Genomic DNA, 19,396 nt, shown 5'->3' on the forward strand with positions numbered 1-19,396 from the left:
AGTGGGTTTATCAGTGAGTCAGGGATGACAATCAACACAGTGAAATAATCACTCTGATTTATCCCACCTTACGTTTTGTATTAGGCTGGTAATGTGGACATTAGACTGACATCTTGGGTAAACACACTGTATTCGCTGGTGTTTGCCGGTTTTTTTACTATCTCATTAAATCTTTCCGCCGCTCAAACGGACGACGTTTTACTTCAGGAGCCTTCTGTACCCGCTGTTTCCGCTTCCACGCTCAGAGAAGCCAGAGGAGTGTTGCGCGCTATCGATCAGGCAACACTTTCCAGTGAACTGAATGCCAAAGTAGTGGAAATGCCATTCCGTGATGGCGAGCCGTTTCATAAAGGTGACTTGCTGGTGCGTTTTGATTGTTCAGCATATCAGGCCCAACTGGCGGCAGCGAAGGCGGCGGCACGTGCCGCTCAGCAGGAGCTGAGCCAAAACCGACAACTGGCGGAAATGAAATCGGTGGGACGGAATGCTGTCGCGTTATCGGAAGCCCATCTGGCGCAGGCGGTTGCAGAAAGCCAGGTTTATCAGATTCAGACCAGCCGTTGTCTCATCACCGCGCCTTTTGATGGACAGATTGTCTCCCGCAAGGTTCAGGTATCTGAGTATGTTGGGCAGGGGACGCCATTGCTGGAGATTGTGGACAACCGTCATCTGGAAATACATTTGCTGGTGCCATCACGCTGGTTGATATCACTTAAGCCGAAACAGACCTTTACGTTTACCCCGGATGAAACCGGTGACCCGCTAGCGGCTGAAATCGTACGTATCGGCGCTCGTATCGATGAAAGCAGTCAGACGCTGAATTTGATCGGTCGGGTGATAAAACCGGATAGTCGTTTACTGGCTGGAATGAGTGGCAATGCCCGCTTTACGGAGTCACAGTGAGTGAACTGGATTGCTCTCGTTCTGAACAGGTGTTTGCCCGGTTTATTCATCTTGAACATTTGGCCCGAGCCGCCAAAACTCCTGAAACACTCGCCTATACGATGGTCAATGATAGCCAGAGGCTGTTTGGTTTTCGTCATGTCGCGTTGGTTATCGGCGGCCGGGTTCGCGCGGTAACCGGGGTTTCGGTACCTGATCCTCACGCGCCATTCATTGCATTTATCGAGCGGGCTTGCAGACAATTGGTCGTGAGACAGAAGGCCGCGCAGGCCACCATGATCGATGCCGCTTGGCTGGATCAACAGTCGCAGCATGACTGGCAAACATTATCTGCTCAAGAGGCGTTATGGGTACCCTTAACGGATGGCCGGGGCCAACTGATTGGTGGGCTGTGGTATGCACGGGACCAGCCATGGCAGGAAGCTGAGCGTTTGTTGGCGGAACAACTGGCAGACGCATACAGCCATGCCTGGCTAGCGCTGGAACCTCGTAAGGTCTGGCGGCCTGGCCTACCACGGGTAAAAGTTCTAGCCGGAGTCGTGGTATTGGCCCTGGTGATGATGATCCCTGTACGACAATCGGTGTTGGCACCCGCGGAAGTTGTACCTTTAGAAGGACAGGTTATCGCGGCGCCGTTGGATGGCGTCATTGCCGCGTTTATGGTGAAACCGAATCAGTCGGTAAAACAGAATGATGTGTTGGTACGCTTTGATAATACCACGCTGAAAGCGCAGGCGGATGTGGCTGCGAGAGCGTTGGGTGTGGCAGAAGCCGAGTTACGTACCCATTCTCAGCGTGCCTTTCAGGATGTTGAATCCAAATCCAAACTTGACTTGCTTTCCGCACAGGTGGAGCAGAAGCGTGCTGAGTTGGCGTATGCGAAGGATCTTTTACAACGCAGTGAGATCCACGCGGAACGCGATGGCATTGCCGTTTTTGCCGATGCTGATCGTTGGGCGGGTAAACCAGTCAGAACCGGTGAGCGACTGATGGAATTGGCCAATCCCCAGCAGGCAGAATTGAAGATAGAGTTGGATGTCGGGGATGCGATCCATTTCCCGCCATCGGCGGAGGTGGCTCTTTTTCTAAGCAGTGATCCATTACAACGTCATGCCGCTAGCCTGGAACGCATAGCCTATGAAGCGGCACCAACGGCTTATGGCACACTGGCATATCGTCTGGATGCCCGTTTTATCGGTGCGCCGCCGCGTATTGGTTTGCGTGGAACGGCAAAAGTATATGGTGAGCATGTGCCGTTGGGTGTGTATCTGTTTCGCCGACCATTAGCGGCAGTGCGTAAAACGTTGGGAATATGATGGCAGTTTTACCGGCGTTACGTGAAGATTTACAGCTCTCTGTCGCCGCTCCGGCATTGGACGGTTCACCTCAGTGGACGCTGGCGGATACGCTGGCCGGTCACTATTTCAAGTTGAACGCGACGGCGATCCGTCTACTACGCTATTGGTCATTGCAAGAGCCGGAGAGAGTGCTGGCGGCGGCCAACCAGGAACCCGGTATACCGGTTACTGATGCGGAATTGCAAAACTTGCTGCGATTCCTGCGCGCCCATGATCTGGTGTCTGCCGGTGATAACGAGCAGCGGGCCAGTTACGCCCTTAAAGCGGCGATGCGGCGTCAGAGCCTGCTAAAACAGGTATTACATCAATATTTGTTTTTCCGTGTTCCCTTATGGCGTCCAGAACCCTTTCTTAACCGCACATGGCCCTGGTTACAACGGAATGGTTATATCTGGCTGCGCTTTGTTTTACCGCTGATATTGCTGAGCGGGTTATTCCTGGTGGGTCGGGATTGGGCGCGTTATCGCAGCTCGTTTCCTCACTTGTTTAGTATATCGGGGATGATGGCGTTCGGCGGGGCATTGGTTTTTGCCAAATTCATTCATGAACTGGGTCACGCCTATATGGCGAAAAAAGCGGGTTGTCGGGTACAAAGTATGGGGGCGGCATTTATTGTCATGTTTCCGATGTTTTATACCGATGTCAGCGATGCCTGGCGTTTGAGCGACAATCGTTCACGTTTATTGATTGGCGCAGGCGGTATCCTGGCGGAACTGATGCTGGCTTCTGTCGCGTTGCTGGCTTGGTCTTTTCTTCCGGAAGGGCCGCTGCACACGGCGGCGTTTCTGCTTTCCAGCGCAACCTGGATTACTACGTTGATCGTGAATCTCAATCCTCTGATGCGTTTTGACGGCTATTTCATACTCAGCGATTTTTGGCAGGTTGATAACTTGCAGGGGCGCGCTTATGCGCTTTGTCGTTGGCATTTGCGGGAAATCCTGTTTGGGTATGGTGACGCTCCACCGGAACGTTGGTCACCCCGAATGAATTTTCGTCTGTTGTTGTGGGGATATGCCTCCTGGGTTTGGCGTTTCTTTTTGTTTTTCGGTATTGCGTTGACGGTATATCACTACTTTTTCAAGGTGTTAGGTATCTGCCTGATGTTGGTGGAGATGGGATGGTTCATCGGTTTGCCGGTGATGAGAGAAATGATGCAGTGGTGGCAACAGCGCCATCGCAGTAATCCGCGTCGGGCAGTGGGGGCTGGTTTAGGTGCGGTGTTGCTACTACTTGTCCTGTTTGTCCCCTGGCGCAGCAGTGTGGAAATACCCGCAATACTGGAATCGGCACGCGTCAGTACATTGTATGCGCCTGCGCCGGCACAGATAATCCGTCTGCATGTCGTCAATGGTGAGATAGTGAAAGCGGGGCAGGTGCTGGCAGAGCTAGCATCACCTGATCTGAATTCCCGGTTGACCATCGTACGCCAGCGTATTGCTATTTTACAGTTACAGATGCGCCGTCAGGCGGCACGACGCGATACAGTGGGTGAAACATGGATACTGGAGCAAGAACTGGCGGAATCGCTGGCGCAATATCGTGGGCTGGCTGCGCAGTTGGCCCGCTTGCAAATCCGCGCCCCACAATCCGGGCAGGTGAGAGATATTGCAACCGATCTGACCCCCGGCCGTTGGGTTCCTTCTGAATTACCTTTACTGCGAGTCATGGATCCGAAGGCAAGTCGGGTACGAGGCTATCTGCGCGAAGATAACCTGCATCGTATTGTGAATGGTGAAACCGGACAATTCATTGCGGACGATCCTGCCTGGCCAGCAGTATCGGTGCAACTGACGTCGATTGATCCGACTGGCGTCCCTTTTTTGCAACTGGAGCCACTGACCTCTGATCATGGCGGTCCGATAGCCGTACGCCGGGACTATCAGAAAAAACCCATACCGATACAGGCCTGGTATGGCGTGGATATTAATGTTACATCCCCAATGGTTTTGCCCGCTCAGCCGTTACGGGGAGTGGTGGTGCTCAGTGGCAAATCGGAGTCGCTGTTTTCCGGTATCTGGCGACGACTGGCGGCATTAGGTGTGAGAGAAAGCGGGTTTTAAACGACAACTCATGACACGGCGATGATGTGTCATATCACTCTATTGGGCACAAACTGGTGAGATCCCTGAATGTGGAAATCGTGATGGATTTTAGTTGAGAATATAGTTGGTCTGACGATCAGCATGTTTACTGACAGTCGAAAATAATATTCAGTCTTATGTGTTATTGCCATTCTGTAATAGAGGATGTTTTTTTACTGAAAAATACATTCCTCCTCTATTTTCTCCCTATTTTTTTCACCATGTAGTTAGGTATTGATTCATTTTACATCACACCAATTAACATTACTCTCAGATGACAGTTCTATACACTCAAGCTGTTAGTATTTTTCCAATCCTTGTTGATGTTATGTGTATACCCTGTCAGAGAGAGTAGTTTTTTCCCGCCTTGTGCGGGATTTTTTTTGCCAGAATAACCGGTCTGTAATGTGAAAAAACTAATATTACCTTAAGCTTGTAAGGATAAACTTGTTGCATCCTTATTATCCTATAGAGAAGGAATTCCATGAAAGAGAAATACCATTCTTCACAAATCGCATTACACTGGCTAGTTTTGTTGTTGGTGATTGCGACCTATGCATCGATGGAGTTACGAGACTTTGCTCCCCGGGGCGGTAGTGCGCGTGCATTGATGAGTTCCATACATTACAGCTGTGGTGTATCGGTTTGGGTTTTGATGATCGGGAGAATGTTACTGCGTTTTATTCATCCTACGCCCGAAATTACACCGAAGCCGGAACGTATTATCTCCATCGCTTCTCATGCAGTACACGGTCTTTTATATCTGATATTCCTTGCTCTACCCGTCTTTGGTATTATGACGATGTATTTCCGTGGCATCGACTGGACAATCTTTGGTGTCTCAATGCCAATCGCCGCAGTACCTAACTATGATTTGAAAGAAACGATGGAAGGCATTCATGAAGTGATTGCCAATGCGGGCTATTTTGTGATTGGCCTCCATGCGGCAGCTTCACTGTATCATCACTATATAGTCCGTGATAATACGTTGCTGCGCATGATGCCTGGTAAAAAATAGTCCACTGATTCCAAATTATGATGGTTTAAACAGCTACCGGATCAAATCTCCGGTAGCTGTTTTATTGATGATCGGTGTCTGGGGAGGGAAGTATTTCTCCCGTTTCCGCCAGAGTTTTAAACCGTTGCAACGTATTGCTCAGCATCTCTTTGGGCAGGAGTTGAAACACCTGGCTGATTTTCCTGCCTAAAAAACCTCCCGGTGGATCAAATCGGATCATTAATGTTACCGCTGTTCCATTCACTTGCGGCGCGGGACCGAATGACAACCGCCCTTCATTGGGTATGCGAGCGCCTTGCAGTGAGCGCCAGTAGATAAATTCTCCCGGTTGTTCGTCAACGATGCGCGCCTGCCACTCAATGTATTGCCCGAATGGCGCTTTCATTCGCCAGCGAGAGTCTGTTGCATTCAGAATATCGATTTGAGCAACATGACTCATTAATATCGGTAGTGTTTCCGGCTTCCTCCACAGGTCGAACAGGATGTCTGCCGGGCGTTCGATGACAATTGAGCTGCTGATGTGATCAGTATCGTGCTCGATTGTTCTCATGTGGCGTAAGAATAGTGATGGCACGTAAGATTCTCCCTTAACGAATGCTCAGTCCGACGATGAGCATTATCTAGCTGAATAGCATAGTAACAATGAAGTATGTCAATACATTGCCTGCCCCACTCATCATTATCCAGTATCATAGTAAGGGTTGTAAGCATTTTGTGTACCCGACACATAATGGTTCAGCGAATTAGCTTGGTACGTCATATCATGGAGTATGGAATAACTTCGGAAAGTGTCGATGTAAATCAATTAGATGCTACGCTCATCATCGTTCAGGTTGCAGGTACGTTGTCTCTTGCAATACCCGATTAGCTCATTAACCTTAGACTCCGGTGTTATTGAGTAAAAATGCGGTTTTTCTGAAGATAGACTCATTTTCTCATAGCATAGAGAGGTTTTTTATAAGTATTTCTCCGTGTAATTTATTATTACCCGAGTGATTGTTTTTAATGATATTACTTCTGGTTTAAAAGGTACGATAAATATTGTTATTTTTGTCTCTTTTATATCTGTTTTTGTTTATTACTAAGGCTATCTTAAGGTTGGTAGCGTATATTTTTTTACAGGCAGAAGATAAATGCCTCGCCAGTAACACCAGGGAATTATTTCCTATAATAAGAAACATGGCCCACCAATAGGAGGGCTTTTTTATTGCTCTTCTTTAGTGGATTTATTATGGCGGTGATAATCACATTGGTCATTATTTCTATTAATTTTGATATTACTAATGAAAAGTGAGTTTTTTATCAAGCAGCGGAACATTACCTGCCAATACCAACTGATTGCCGTTTCGATAAAACAAGAGATCGGTCGGGTTTCGTGATATGTTTTGAAATCTATGGGGTGTACATAGATGTATGTTTTTGATGAGTAACTAACAGTGTTACTATTGTGAAATATTTCTCGCTGAAGTTAATATGGTTTTAAATAAGTCCAAAAAATAAAGTATAAAAACAGCAAAAGATAGTCAGTATCGCACCACCAGTGAGTTTTATATAATAAACTCTAACTTGTCTACCGGGGGAGGGGGAACACTTTTCATTCAACCAATAATATTATTTATTCATGCTATTGAAATAACTACCATAAACAATTTATTAATGTAATTCAGTATGATAACAGAAATTTGTTGCCCATGATCTGACCCCATCCCTGATTTTCACTTCATATATATTATGTATACATGACGTATATTTTTCTTTTTCCCGTACACTAAACACAGCCTTTCACCCTAGTTTGCAAAGCTCATCGCATACCTTGCAGCAAGGCGTCTTTTCAGATGAAAAGTGCTACCCTGACTGGCGGGCTGTTAATTACTATGGTGTGGTTATGACAGAGAAAGAGGTGCTGCAGTTAAGTCGGCTGGTTGGGATCCGACTTAAGGATAATGGGGCTAAGGTGACTTGCGTCGAATCCTGTACGGGTGGATGGCTAGCCAAAGCTATCACCGATGTTGCAGGGAGTTCTGCCTGGTTCGATTACGGTTTCGTCACCTACAGCAATCAGGCTAAGCACGAGATGGTGGGTGTAAATGAAGAAACATTAGCGCGGTTTGGTGCAGTCAGCCAGGAAGTCGTACAGGAAATGGCCATTGGCGCTTTGCTTAGATCCAATGCCCACTATGCCGTTTCCATTAGTGGTATTGCTGGGCCCGACGGGGGAACGGAAGAAAAGCCAGTAGGAACAGTCTGGTTTGGATTTACCGATAATCAGGGGAAAACCCTTGCCCGAAAAGTTCTGTTTGAGGGCGACAGAGGTGACGTTCGACTTCAATCTGTCTATTACGCCTTGCAAATCTTGCTGGAAGAGTTTCTGCAAAAATAACCTTGATGCTGTATGGGTATACAGTATAATATCAACCATCAGTTCGGTGAATCATGATTAAGCAACAGTGTAAAAGCAGCCTTACGCTGCATGACAGGAGTAGAAATGGCTATTGATGAGAACAAACAAAAGGCATTGGCTGCGGCAATGAGCCAAATCGAGAAACAATTCGGTAAAGGTTCTATCATGCGATTGGGTGAAGATCGCTCAATGGATGTTGAAACCATCTCTACGGGCTCTCTGTCTCTGGATATCGCACTGGGTGCCGGTGGTTTGCCGATGGGTCGTATCGTGGAAATCTATGGACCAGAGTCTTCCGGTAAAACCACGTTGACACTTCAGGTTATTGCCTCTGCTCAACGTGAAGGTAAAACCTGTGCATTTATCGATGCTGAGCATGCACTGGATCCGATCTATGCGAAAAAATTGGGTGTGGACATTGATAACCTACTATGTTCTCAGCCTGATACCGGGGAGCAAGCGCTGGAAATCTGTGATGCCTTGACCCGCTCTGGTGCCGTTGACGTTATCATCGTTGACTCCGTTGCTGCATTGACGCCAAAAGCTGAAATTGAAGGTGAAATCGGTGATTCCCATATGGGGTTGGCCGCCAGAATGATGAGCCAGGCAATGCGTAAGTTGGCTGGTAACCTTAAACAAGCCAATACGTTACTGATTTTCATCAACCAGATCCGTATGAAAATTGGTGTGATGTTTGGTAACCCAGAAACCACTACCGGGGGGAATGCCCTCAAATTCTACGCTTCCGTGCGCCTTGACATTCGCCGTATCGGTTCCATCAAGGACGGTGAAGAGGTTGTCGGTAGTGAAACTCGAGTAAAAGTGGTTAAAAACAAGGTGGCAGCACCGTTTAAACAAGCTGAATTCCAGATTCTCTACGGAGAAGGAATTAACATTTACGGTGAACTTGTCGATCTGGGTGTGAAGCATAAACTGATTGAGAAAGCGGGTGCCTGGTATAGTTACAATGGCGATAAGATCGGTCAGGGTAAAGCAAATGCCGGCAATTTCCTGAAGGAAAACCCGGCCATCGCATCTGAGCTGGATAAAAAACTGCGTGATATGTTGTTACATAAAAGTAGTGACTTAACGTCATCTGAATCCGCTGGTGATGTTGAACTTGACAAAGTGATCGCTGGCGAAACTAGTGAAGATTTTTAATGTTGACGATGTCAGTAACGCGCTATCGAACAGTACTAGGATGACGGGATGTGCAGGCTATTACGTTATGCGATGAATGTGCTCTCGGTGCGTGACCATAGCGAAGCAGAAATACGCCGCAAACTAGTGGCGTATTTCTGTTCAGTAACTATTGAAGAAAGTCAGTCTTCCAGTAAAGAGCAGGAGATAGAGCAGGTTATCACCTATTGCAAGGAGCATGATTGGTTAGATGATACCCGTTTCGCTCGACGTTATATTGCCAGTCGCAGTCGTAAAGGTTATGGCTCACAACGTATCCGCAGTGAACTCAGTCAAAAAGGCATTGATAGATATACACAAGCTTTGGTATTTCAGGATTGTGATATCAATTGGTGTCAATTAGCTCAGGATATCGCCAGACGCAAATTTGGATCTCTCTTGTCAACGGAATGGAAAGAAAAAGCTAAAATCCAGCGTTATTTGCTCTATCGGGGCTTCTTGCATGAAGAAATTCAATCTATTTACATGAATTTTTCCGATTGAACGCACACGGTATTTTACTTCCCTCTTAAGAAAATTTATCTTATTCCCACTTTTCCTGTTCGTGTTTGGCATTGTTGCGTCGTTATGTCGCATTCATTTTGCCCACGACTGTTTTTTTTAGCTTGATTTCAGGATAATTATGAGCAAGAACACCGCTGAGATCCGTCAGGCGTTTCTCGACTTTTTTCATAGCAAAGGACACCAGGTTGTTTCCAGTAGCTCTCTGGTGCCGAGTAACGATCCGACATTGTTATTCACCAATGCGGGGATGAACCAGTTCAAGGACGTATTCTTGGGACTGGATAAGCGTAGCTATTCACGTGCCACTACCTCTCAGCGTTGTGTTCGTGCCGGTGGAAAGCACAACGATCTTGAAAATGTAGGTTATACCGCCCGTCATCATACTTTCTTTGAAATGCTGGGTAATTTTAGCTTCGGTGATTATTTTAAGCACGATGCTATCAGTTATGCCTGGGAACTACTGACCAGTGAGCAGTGGTTCAATTTGCCTAAAGAAAAACTGTGGGTAACGGTATACGCAACTGACGATGAGGCCTATGACATATGGGCCAATGAAGTGGGCATTCCCAGTGAACGTATTATCCGTATCGGTGATAATAAAGGGGCTCCGTATGCCTCAGATAATTTCTGGCAAATGGGAGATACGGGGCCTTGTGGTCCCTGCACTGAAATTTTTTATGATCATGGTGACCATATTTGGGGTGGGCCTCCGGGAAGTCCGGAAGAGGATGGTGATCGCTATATTGAAATCTGGAACCTGGTTTTCATGCAGTTCAACCGCCAGGCTGACGGCACGTTATTACCGTTGCCAAAACCGTCAGTTGATACAGGTATGGGATTAGAACGTATTTCCGCTGTGTTACAGCATGTTAACTCCAACTACGACATTGACCTGTTCAAAACGCTGATCGATGCCGTTGCGAAGGTCATTGGCACTCAAGATTTGACTAACAAATCATTGCGCGTAATTGCTGATCATATCCGTTCCTGCGCATTTCTGATCGCAGATGGCGTGATGCCGTCTAATGAAAATCGTGGCTATGTATTGCGTCGCATCATCCGGCGCGCTGTCCGTCATGGTAACATGCTGGGTGCTGAAGAAACGTTCTTCTATAAATTGGTAGCGCCGCTGATTGATGTTATGGGGCCAGCGGCGGAAGCGCTGAAGTGTCAGCAAAACGTGGTTGAGCAGGCGTTGAAAAGTGAAGAAGAACAGTTTGCTCGCACACTGGAACGCGGTTTGTCACTGTTGGATGAGGAAATTAAAAACCTGCGAAGTGATACGTTGGACGGGGAGACTGCATTCCGCTTGTACGATACCTACGGATTTCCGCTGGATCTGACAGCCGATGTATGCCGTGAGCGTAATCTGAAGGTAGATGAGGCCGGTTTTGAACGAGCTATGGAAGCCCAGCGTCAGCGTGCTCGTGAGGCAAGTGGTTTTGACGTCGATTATAACACCCTGGTTCGTGTGGATACGGTTACACCGTTCTGTGGTTATCAACATACCGAGCTGCAATCCAACATTATTGCGTTGTACCGTGAAGGTGAATCCGTCGACGTGATTCATGCTGGTGATGACGCCGTCGTCATCTTGAATGAAACGCCTTTCTATGGTGAGTCGGGTGGGCAAGTGGGCGATCAGGGAGAGCTACAAACCAAAACAGCCCGTTTCATGGTGCAGGATACCCAGAAATATGGTCAGGCGATTGGTCATATTGGTAAGTTGACTATGGGTTCGCTACAGGTAAGTGATAGTGTTGATGCGCTGGTAGACAGTGCTCGTCGTAGTCGCATTCGTCTGAACCATTCGGCAACACATTTACTGCATGCCGCGTTGCGTCAAGTCCTGGGGGATCATGTTGCGCAGAAAGGATCCTTGGTGAATGACAGCTACCTGCGCTTTGATTTCTCTCATCAGGAAGCGATGAAACCTGAACAAGTGCGTCAGGTCGAGGATATCGTTAATGCTCAGATTCGCCGTAATCTCCCGGTTGAAACTGAAGTGATGGCATTGTCGGCGGCGAGAGAAAAAGGGGCAATGGCGCTCTTTGGCGAAAAATATGAAGATCATGTTCGCGTTTTAACCATGGGTGATTTTTCTATTGAGCTCTGTGGTGGTATACATGCCAGCCGTACTGGTGACATTGGTCTATTCCTGATTGAATCTGAATCCGGTACTGCCGCAGGTATCCGCCGTATCGAGGCTGTAACGGGAGACAATGCGATAGCTGCATTGCATCGTCAGAACGATCTTGTGGAAGATGTGACTCATCTTGTGAAGGGTGACAGCAATAATCTGGTTGAAAAAGTACGTTCTGTCCTTGAGCGCACTCGTATGCTGGAAAAAGAGTTACAACAGCTGAAAGCACAACAGGCGGCTCAGGAAAGTTCTTCTCTTTCCGGTAAAGCGAAAGATATCAATGGAGTAAAACTGTTAGTAGCCCAGTTGGACAATGTTGAGCCACAAATGCTTCGCACGATGGTTGATGATCTGAAAAACCAGTTGGGATCGGCGGTGATAGTGCTGGCAACGGCTTCGGATGGTAAGGTAAGTCTTATCTCTGGGGTAACCAAAACGTTGACTGACAGAGTTAAGGCTGGCGAACTCATCGGATTCGTGGCGAACCAGATTGGTGGCAAAGGTGGTGGTCGTCCTGATATGGCTCAGGCGGGCGGCAGTGATGTCAAGGCATTACCATCTGCGCTAGCCAGCGTTGAAGGCTGGGTGGCTAATAAGTTATAAGTATTATTATACCAAGCGCTATCCTGGCAAAACGCCATGACTCTTAATGGTTTTGGCGTTTTTGGCCTGCGGTAAAGGATGACCGTAAACAAGACGAATCGTGTGTCTCTTTCAGAATGTTGAATGCAGAATATGCCTTGGTCTGGTTGTGATAACAAAAAACGCAAGCTGTCTTATATCGGCTAAACTTAACATTAGTAACAAGCTATGAGTGGGATGATGAGGCAATTATTGTCATCTAGGTTTACGTTTCCTCGGCACATGATGGATAATGGCGAGAGAACGAAGAGACCTGACTCTTTATAATCTTTCAAGGAGCAAAGAATGCTTATTTTAACTCGTCGAGTTGGCGAAACCCTCATGATTGGCGATGAGGTAACGGTTACCGTACTAGGAGTAAAGGGCAATCAGGTTCGTATTGGTGTGAATGCGCCTAAAGAAGTTTCTGTGCACCGCGAAGAGATTTACCAACGTATTCAGGCAGAGAAGTCTCAGCCAACATCTTATTGATTCACAATGCGTCTCGCTCTCACGAGGCGCTATTGTTGTTCTGGTTTTTGATTCGAATTTTCAGCTCCCCTCATTTTTATTTTTTGCATTCACATCTTGTCTGATACAGGATAATCAGTTGTTTTCCTGTTGATAATATATTCATTTTGTTGCCAATCCATCCGTGTTGGGTGCGAATTGTGCAAACAAACATGAGAAGGGAAAAATTGTTTGACTTATAAGTCCTGGAAAGTAATATGTGCGCCACGCAGTATCGGTGAGCACTGAACGAGAAATCAAAAAGTAATCATTGGTAGCGTAAGGTGAGGTGGCCGAGAGGCTGAAGGCGCTCCCCTGCTAAGGGAGTATGCGGTCAAAAGCTGCATCGAGGGTTCGAATCCCTCCCTCACCGCCATTAATATGCATCCGTAGCTCAGCTGGATAGAGTACTCGGCTACGAACCGAGCGGTCGGAGGTTCGAATCCTCCCGGATGCACCATTTAGTGGGTGTGTTTTGTCGGGTTTATCTAATGAATCCGAATAAAAAAGAGAATTTTCAGTAAAATTTAATGCATCCGTAGCTCAGCTGGATAGAGTACTCGGCTACGAACCGAGCGGTCGGAGGTTCGAATCCTCCCGGATGCACCATTAGCCTGTTGTTCTCTTCCTCTCATATCGAAACACAAACGATCCTGTTATCTCAGTACGCATCCGTAGCTCAGCTGGATAGAGTACTCGGCTACGAACCGAGCGGTCGGAGGTTCGAATCCTCCCGGATGCACCATATTGATTTGTTTCATCCATGTAGCTTTTCCCTTCGTCAGCCGTTTTCTGAAATTTATCTTATAGTTCTGCTTTCATAGCCTGACGTTTGCCCAATTTTTTCTGTAATTGTATGGTTTTATTGAGGTTATTGAGTCAGAGACAATGTTTTTACTTTACGTTAAAGTAGAAACTCTTTTTTAGTGACTGGAGTCGTGATGTACGATCGCTATCAAGGTTTGATCTTTGATATGGATGGCACCATCCTCGATACTGAACCAACACACCGTAGAGCATGGCAACAGGTGTTAGCAACGTATGGGATGCATTATGATCGTGTCGCCATGACAGCATTGAATGGATCTCCAACCTGGCGTATTGCGCAATCTATTATTACCAGCCATCAGGTCAAACTTGATCCTTATATGCTTGCTGCTGAAAAAACGGCTATTGCAGAATCAATGTTGCTGGATGCGGTAAAACCTCTGCCATTGATAGACGTCGTCAAAAAGTATTATGGTCTCCGCCCAATGGCTGTCGGTACCGGTAGTTCACGAGCCCTGGCAGAACGTCTGTTGCGGCATCTTGGATTACGTGATTATTTTGGTGCTGTTGTCGGTGCGGATGATGTGCAAAATCATAAGCCTTTCCCTGATACTTTCCTGCGCTGCGCCGAACTTATCGCAGTGGCGCCTGAACATTGTGTTGTTTTTGAAGATGCCGATTATGGTATTCAGGCGGCAGAACGGGCTCATATGGCTGTTGTTGATGTAAGAACATTTTGAGCGGAACCTGAGGGGATCTCCCTGTTCTGGCGCCGTTTTCTAAGTGTCTCCTTACGCCCCGCCAGATTTCAAAGCATTGCTGATCACTTTTAGTGATGAATAGCACTGGACTTATGCTATTGATATCTATCGTAACCATTGGGGAATGTGCTGAAAGATTAAGCAGTGTTGTTACTGGTCATTTTTTACCTGAACTGGAACGGTTGTCTCGTGTTGAAATGGCAATGCGCCAGTTACGCCATCATAGTCCAACTGCACTATTATTTAGCTGGGTTCCGGTAATAGGCGATTTATTATGTGTGTTGGCTGGTTGCGTACGCCCTGGTAAGGGTGACTCTTTATCTCTTTGTTGATAATGTCTTGCGCTATATCGTTTTTGACAAGGATCACTCTTCAAGGCATGGATGGTGATCCTGAACAGTTGTAATCATATCTGGTGAGCTCCATGTAGCCTTTACTATGCTTACCATCATTAAAATCAATAGCGGGAGGTCGATTTGATCCCGGACGTATCACAGGCGCTTTCCTGGCTGGAAAAAAATCCTCAGGCTATAAAGGGGATCCAACGAGGAATTGAGCGCGAAACATTGCGTATTATGGCAAACGGACATCTGGCTAATACGGGACACCCGGAACAACTAGGGGCAGCGTTGACGCACCCTTGGATTACAACGGATTTCGCTGAAACTCTATTAGAGTTTATTACTCCGGTGGATAGAGACGTTGATCATCTTCTTACCTTCTTGCGTGATATCCACCGTTATGTCGCCCGCAATCTTGGTGAAGAGCGGATGTGGTCACTGAGTATGCCGTGCTTTATTGCTGCAGAACAGGATATTGAGCTGGCGCAGTATGGCTCCTCTAATATTGGACGATTTAAAACATTGTACCGGGAAGGATTAAAAAATCGGTATGGTGCGCTGATGCAAACCATTTCAGGAGTACATTATAATTTTTCTCTGCCGATGTCCTTCTGGCGTGCCCGGGCTGGTGTTGAGGATGAGATTAGCGGCAAATCCGACATTTCTACCGGTTATTTCCAATTGATACGAAATTATTATCGTTTCGGTTGGATTATTCCGTATTTATTCGGTGCTTCACCGGCTATCTGTCAATCATTCCTGCAAGGCAGGGAAACCTCAATACCTTTTGAACGTACAGAAAACGGGATGTGTTACCTTCCTTATGCAACGTCGTTGCGCCTTAGTGATTTGGGTTATACCAACAAATCGCAAAGCAATCTTGGGATTACTTTCAATAACCTTGAGACTTATGTTTCGGCACTGAAGCGGGCGATAAAAACACCATCAGAGGAGTATGCTCGGATTGGGGTGAAAAAAGAGGGGCACTATCTGCAGTTGAACACAAATGTGTTACAAATAGAAAATGAATTGTATGCTCCGATTAGACCTAAGCGTGTTACACGTACAGATGAGTCTCCTTCTGATGCGTTATTACGTGGCGGTGTCGAATATATTGAAGTACGGTCATTGGATATCAATCCGTTCTCACCGACAGGTGTCAGTGCTGAGCAGGTACGTTTCCTCGATCTGTTCTTAATCTGGTGTACATTGGCGGATGCTCCGGAGATGAGTGCGGATGAGCTGCTTTGTACACGTAAGAACTGGAACCGGGTTATTCTGGAAGGGCGTAAGCCTGGTCAAACCATTGGTATGGGGTGCGAGTCTGAACAGCAGCTCTTGGCTGATGTGGGACGTAGATTATTTACCGATTTACGACGTGTTGCGGAATTGTTAGATCATGAGAATGACAACCCTTATTATCAGCAAGTCTGTGATCAGCTAGTCGGTGGTTTTGACGACCCAGAGAGTACTTTCTCTGGACGATTATTATCTATGATGTTGGAAAGCAGTAGTGGCAGTGTCGGGCTGAGATTGTCTGGACAGTACCGGGAAATCTTGTTGCAGGAGCCGTTGGAGATATTGTCAGAGTCTCGATTGGCGGCGGAAAGTGCACGTTCCTGGCAACATCAGCGTCAGTTGGAAGCAAGCGATACAGTGAGTTTCGATGAGTATTTGGCCGCTCATTAGTATCAAAAAGAAAAAGGCCACATGAGTAATGTGGCCAAAAGAAATATCTGATAATGATAATTAGGGATGATGATAATAAATGCGCGTCTTTCATATACTATGACTCGTACTGATCAAAAAAGTTTCCTGTAAACGAGAAAAATAATTTTTTCGATGAGGAGGTGGCAAGATGCCATTACTAGATAGTTTTACCGTAGACCATACTCGAATGGACGCTCCTGCAGTTCGTGTCGCAAAAATCATGAAAACCCCTCATGGTGACACGATTACTGTTTTTGACTTGCGTTTTTGTCGCCCGAATTCTGAAATCATGCCAGAGCGGGGTATTCATACGCTGGAGCATTTGTTTGCGGGGTTTATGCGCGATCATCTGAATGGAGATGGCGTGGAAGTTGTTGATATTTCCCCTATGGGTTGTCGTACGGGTTTTTATATGAGTCTGATTGGTACGCCAGCAGAACAACGCGTTGCTGAGGCTTGGAAAGCAGCAATGGCGGATGTACTGAAAGTCACTGATCAGCGTAAAATCCCGGAGCTCAATGTGTATCAGTGCGGAAGTTATACAATGCATTCTTTGGAGGAAGCGCAGGATATTGCTCGTCATATCCTGGAAAAGGATGTGTTAGTAAATAGAAATGACGATTTGGCATTGCCGAAGGATAAATTGGCCGAGTTGCATATTTAGTGGGCTAACTTGCCATATGCAGTGAAAAAAGAGAGCTCAGTGTTTAGGGGCTCTCTTTTTTTAATTTAGTGAGCAATAATGTTTTGAATAACCCTGCTGCCAAAATAGGCTAGCGTCAGTAATAATGCACCAATCAGGTTAAACCATACTACCTGACGACCTCGCCATCCTTCATGATAATGTCCCCATAACAGCAGGATATAAACAAACCAGGCTAGTAGGGAAAAAAGGGCTTTGTGAAAATTTTCTCTGTTGTTCAGCAGGTCATTCATATAAACAAGACCGGTACACAATGTAAGTGTGAGTAGAACAACACCGACCTGTGTAATATGGAACATTTTGCGTTCTATGCTTAGTAATGGTGGCATATCCGTTGCGAAACCCAGCTTTTTGGTTTTCAGCAGATAATCTAGAAAGGCCAGTTGCAGCGCGTAAAGTGCGGCGATCATCAGTGTGGCGTAGGAAAATAACGCCAGGCCAATATGCACCATAAGACCCGGTCTTGCTTCCAGATGCGTGATAAATTCTCCAGGCATGAAGCTGGCAAAAACCAGATTAAGCAACGCAAAAGTATAGACAATAGGCAATAGAAACCAGCCACGATTGCGTGATGCCACAATGGTCATTATCGTACAGATCATCAAGCTGATTAATGACCCAATATTCAACAGACTCAGGTTCTGTCCGACCTGAACATCAAAGATTCGTTGATATAGCGCCACTGCATGGCAGACAAGGGCGAGTGTGGCGGATACCACAGCCAGACGGCGATAGGCACTGTCTTTTCGCACCAGACTGGGGATAATCAGTCCGAGGCTGAGTGAATAGGCCGCTAAAGCCACAATAGCGAAAACAGACATAAACAATAGGTTATTAAATATCAACTGGGTAAAATAGAGAGTCAGTATAGCCTTAGTCAGTAAAGGCACCAACTTGTTATCCACGAGTAGCGCAGAGATTGGCAAGGCTTTCGTGTTATAATTCCCCTATTCGCGTCGCGGTAGCGGCCAGTTTTACGTTGAGCATGAGATATGTTTGAAAATTTAACCGATCGACTATCGCGCACATTGCGCACTATTAGCGGCCGTGGCCGGCTGACTGAAGAGAATATTAAAGAAACATTGCGTGAAGTGCGCATGGCTCTGCTTGAGGCTGATGTGGCTTTGCCGGTAGTTCGTGATTTTATCAACCGGGTCAAAGAGCAATCGGTAGGACAAGAAGTCAATAAGAGTCTGACGCCAGGGCAAGAGTTTGTCAAAATTGTTAAAAATGAACTGACTGCTGCGATGGGGGAGGTTAATGCCGAACTAAATCTGGCCGCACAGCCCCCTGCCGTGGTGTTGATGGCTGGCCTGCAAGGGGCCGGTAAAACAACCAGCGTGGGAAAGCTGGGCAAATTTCTGCGTGAGAAGCAAAAGAAAAAAGTGCTGGTGGTTTCTGCCGACGTTTACCGTCCTGCAGCCATTAAACAGTTGGAGACCTTGGCTCAATCTGTCGGTGTAGATTTCTTTGCGTCAGATGCGCAGGAAAAACCGATTGATATTGTTAACCGTGCGCTACAGCATGCCAAACTGAAATTCTACGATGTTCTGTTGGTGGATACCGCTGGCCGTTTGCATGTCGACGACGCCATGATGGATGAGATCAAGCAGATCCATGCAGCGATTAAGCCGATAGAAACCCTGTTTGTCGTCGATGCCATGACGGGGCAGGATGCGGCAAATACCGCGAAAGCGTTCAGTGAAGCACTACCGTTGACTGGGGTGATTCTAACCAAGGTTGATGGTGATGCACGTGGCGGTGCTGCGCTTTCTATCCGTCACATCACTGGTAAGCCGATTAAGTTCCTGGGTGTAGGTGAGAAAACGGAAGCCCTTGAACCTTTCTATCCTGAGCGTATTGCTTCCCGCATTCTCGGCATGGGGGATGTACTTTCTCTGATTGAGGATCTTGAAAGCAAAGTTGATCGTACTCAGGCTGAAAAACTGGCCAAGAAACTCAAAAAGGGTGATGGATTCGATCTTACTGATTTTCTGGATCAGCTAAAACAGATGCGCAATATGGGCGGCATGGCCAGCATGATGAGTAAATTGCCGGGGATGGGACAATTACCGGACAATGTGAAGTCTCAAATGGATGATAAAGTTCTGGTGCGCATGGAAGCGATTATCAACTCTATGACTCGGCAGGAACGTGCCAAACCTGACATCATCAAAGGTTCCCGTAAACGTCGTATTGCAATGGGGTCTGGGATGCAAGTGCAGGACGTAAATCGTTTGTTGAAGCAGTTTGATGATATGCAACGCATGATGAAGAAGATGAAAAATGGCGGTCTGGCCAAAATGATGCGCGGTATGAAAGGTATGATGCCACCGGGATTCTCGGGGCGTTAATACCGTCAATTTTAATCTGG

Annotated in this window: 15 protein-coding genes and 4 tRNA genes; 17 read left to right on the forward strand and 2 right to left on the reverse strand. The window is 46.7% G+C overall.

The window, feature by feature from the left end; genetic code table 11:
- Positions 1–126 precede the first annotated feature (126 nt).
- The 4 genes from CWC46_RS08265 (at position 127) to cybB (ending at position 5,360) form a co-directional block, all read left to right on the forward strand.
- Positions 127–903, forward strand: a complete 777-nt coding sequence (locus CWC46_RS08265) for an efflux RND transporter periplasmic adaptor subunit (protein WP_051391533.1) — start codon at positions 127–129, stop codon at positions 901–903.
- Complete coding sequence (locus tag CWC46_RS08270) at positions 900–2,219, forward strand: efflux RND transporter periplasmic adaptor subunit (RefSeq protein ID WP_021017045.1); 1,320 nt, start codon at positions 900–902, stop codon at positions 2,217–2,219. The genes CWC46_RS08265 and CWC46_RS08270 overlap by 4 nt, the downstream gene beginning before the upstream one ends.
- The gene (locus CWC46_RS08275) at positions 2,216–4,321 is read left to right on the forward strand and encodes a site-2 protease family protein (RefSeq protein WP_084297655.1); all 2,106 of its coding nucleotides are present in this window, start codon (positions 2,216–2,218) and stop codon (positions 4,319–4,321) included. Before CWC46_RS08270 ends, CWC46_RS08275 begins: the two co-directional genes overlap by 4 nt.
- 505 nt (positions 4,322–4,826) lie before the next feature.
- Complete coding sequence (gene cybB / locus CWC46_RS08280) at positions 4,827–5,360, forward strand: cytochrome b561 (protein ID WP_021017043.1); 534 nt, start codon at positions 4,827–4,829, stop codon at positions 5,358–5,360.
- A 61-nt stretch (positions 5,361–5,421) separates the two neighbouring features.
- On the opposite strand, the gene CWC46_RS08285 is transcribed toward cybB, so the two are convergent.
- Entirely contained in the window at positions 5,422–5,910 is a 489-nt protein-coding gene (locus CWC46_RS08285) for an SRPBCC family protein (protein WP_037381977.1), read from the reverse strand.
- A 1,335-nt stretch (positions 5,911–7,245) separates the two neighbouring features.
- Between CWC46_RS08285 and pncC the strand changes: the two genes are divergently transcribed.
- The 12 genes from pncC to luxS all read left to right on the forward strand — a co-directional run bounded on the left by pncC (position 7,246) and on the right by luxS (position 16,983).
- Positions 7,246–7,740, forward strand: coding sequence for a nicotinamide-nucleotide amidase (gene pncC, locus CWC46_RS08290; RefSeq protein ID WP_037381975.1), 495 nt, complete (start codon positions 7,246–7,248; stop codon positions 7,738–7,740).
- 105 nt (positions 7,741–7,845) lie between these two features.
- The gene (gene recA, locus CWC46_RS08295) at positions 7,846–8,922 is read left to right on the forward strand and encodes a recombinase RecA (protein WP_021017040.1); all 1,077 of its coding nucleotides are present in this window, start codon (positions 7,846–7,848) and stop codon (positions 8,920–8,922) included.
- A gap of 48 nt (positions 8,923–8,970) precedes the next feature.
- On the forward strand, positions 8,971–9,444 hold the full coding sequence (locus CWC46_RS08300; RefSeq protein WP_021017039.1) for a regulatory protein RecX: 474 nt from the start codon (positions 8,971–8,973) through the stop codon (positions 9,442–9,444).
- Positions 9,445–9,583: 139 nt separating this feature from the next.
- On the forward strand, positions 9,584–12,211 hold the full coding sequence (alaS, locus tag CWC46_RS08305; protein ID WP_021017038.1) for an alanine--tRNA ligase: 2,628 nt from the start codon (positions 9,584–9,586) through the stop codon (positions 12,209–12,211).
- A 324-nt stretch (positions 12,212–12,535) separates the two neighbouring features.
- The gene (gene csrA, locus CWC46_RS08310) at positions 12,536–12,721 is read left to right on the forward strand and encodes a carbon storage regulator CsrA (protein WP_005972168.1); all 186 of its coding nucleotides are present in this window, start codon (positions 12,536–12,538) and stop codon (positions 12,719–12,721) included.
- Between the two features lie 301 nt (positions 12,722–13,022).
- Positions 13,023–13,115 (forward strand) — tRNA-Ser (locus CWC46_RS08315).
- Between the two features lie 7 nt (positions 13,116–13,122).
- A tRNA-Arg gene (locus tag CWC46_RS08320) sits at positions 13,123–13,199 on the forward strand.
- 72 nt (positions 13,200–13,271) lie between these two features.
- Positions 13,272–13,348 (forward strand) — tRNA-Arg (locus CWC46_RS08325).
- 59 nt (positions 13,349–13,407) lie between these two features.
- Positions 13,408–13,484: transfer RNA gene (locus CWC46_RS08330), tRNA-Arg, on the forward strand.
- Between the two features lie 196 nt (positions 13,485–13,680).
- Positions 13,681–14,247 carry a fructose-1-phosphate/6-phosphogluconate phosphatase gene (yqaB, locus tag CWC46_RS08335; protein WP_021017037.1) on the forward strand — a complete coding sequence of 189 codons (567 nt, stop codon included), beginning with the start codon at positions 13,681–13,683 and terminating at the stop codon, positions 14,245–14,247.
- Positions 14,248–14,744: 497 nt separating this feature from the next.
- Positions 14,745–16,298 (forward strand): glutamate--cysteine ligase, encoded by a 1,554-nt coding sequence (gene gshA, locus CWC46_RS08340; RefSeq protein ID WP_021017036.1) that lies wholly within the window; start codon positions 14,745–14,747, stop codon positions 16,296–16,298.
- Between the two features lie 169 nt (positions 16,299–16,467).
- Positions 16,468–16,983, forward strand: coding sequence for an S-ribosylhomocysteine lyase (gene luxS, locus CWC46_RS08345; protein WP_021017035.1), 516 nt, complete (start codon positions 16,468–16,470; stop codon positions 16,981–16,983).
- 65 nt (positions 16,984–17,048) lie between these two features.
- Here the strand turns inward: luxS and CWC46_RS08350 are convergent, their stop codons facing one another.
- Complete coding sequence (locus tag CWC46_RS08350) at positions 17,049–17,843, reverse strand: cytochrome C assembly family protein (RefSeq protein ID WP_037382272.1); 795 nt, start codon at positions 17,841–17,843, stop codon at positions 17,049–17,051.
- A gap of 171 nt (positions 17,844–18,014) precedes the next feature.
- On the opposite strand from CWC46_RS08350, the gene ffh reads away from it, so the two are divergent.
- Positions 18,015–19,376 (forward strand): signal recognition particle protein, encoded by a 1,362-nt coding sequence (ffh, locus tag CWC46_RS08355; protein ID WP_021017033.1) that lies wholly within the window; start codon positions 18,015–18,017, stop codon positions 19,374–19,376.
- Positions 19,377–19,396 lie beyond the last annotated feature (20 nt).

Origin of the sequence: Prodigiosinella confusarubida (assembly GCF_002847015.1) — a bacterium.
GTDB classification, from domain to species: domain Bacteria; phylum Pseudomonadota; class Gammaproteobacteria; order Enterobacterales; family Enterobacteriaceae; genus Prodigiosinella; species Prodigiosinella aquatilis.

What these genes read in the sequence shown, in the direction of transcription:
- CWC46_RS08275 (WP_084297655.1), top strand. Translation starts at nt 2,216, where the DNA reads ATGATGGCAGTTTTACCGGCGTTACGTGAAGATTTACAGCTCTCTGTC.
- cybB (WP_021017043.1), top strand. Translation starts at nt 4,827, where the DNA reads ATGAAAGAGAAATACCATTCTTCACAAATCGCATTACACTGGCTAGTT.
- CWC46_RS08285 (WP_037381977.1), bottom strand. Translation starts at nt 5,910, where the DNA reads ATGAGAACAATCGAGCACGATACTGATCACATCAGCAGCTCAATTGTC.
- pncC (WP_037381975.1), top strand. Translation starts at nt 7,246, where the DNA reads ATGACAGAGAAAGAGGTGCTGCAGTTAAGTCGGCTGGTTGGGATCCGA.
- recA (WP_021017040.1), top strand. Translation starts at nt 7,846, where the DNA reads ATGGCTATTGATGAGAACAAACAAAAGGCATTGGCTGCGGCAATGAGC.
- CWC46_RS08300 (WP_021017039.1), top strand. Translation starts at nt 8,971, where the DNA reads ATGTGCAGGCTATTACGTTATGCGATGAATGTGCTCTCGGTGCGTGAC.
- alaS (WP_021017038.1), top strand. Translation starts at nt 9,584, where the DNA reads ATGAGCAAGAACACCGCTGAGATCCGTCAGGCGTTTCTCGACTTTTTT.
- csrA (WP_005972168.1), top strand. Translation starts at nt 12,536, where the DNA reads ATGCTTATTTTAACTCGTCGAGTTGGCGAAACCCTCATGATTGGCGAT.
- yqaB (WP_021017037.1), top strand. Translation starts at nt 13,681, where the DNA reads ATGTACGATCGCTATCAAGGTTTGATCTTTGATATGGATGGCACCATC.
- luxS (WP_021017035.1), top strand. Translation starts at nt 16,468, where the DNA reads ATGCCATTACTAGATAGTTTTACCGTAGACCATACTCGAATGGACGCT.
- CWC46_RS08350 (WP_037382272.1), bottom strand. Translation starts at nt 17,843, where the DNA reads ATGTCTGTTTTCGCTATTGTGGCTTTAGCGGCCTATTCACTCAGCCTC.
- ffh (WP_021017033.1), top strand. Translation starts at nt 18,015, where the DNA reads ATGTTTGAAAATTTAACCGATCGACTATCGCGCACATTGCGCACTATT.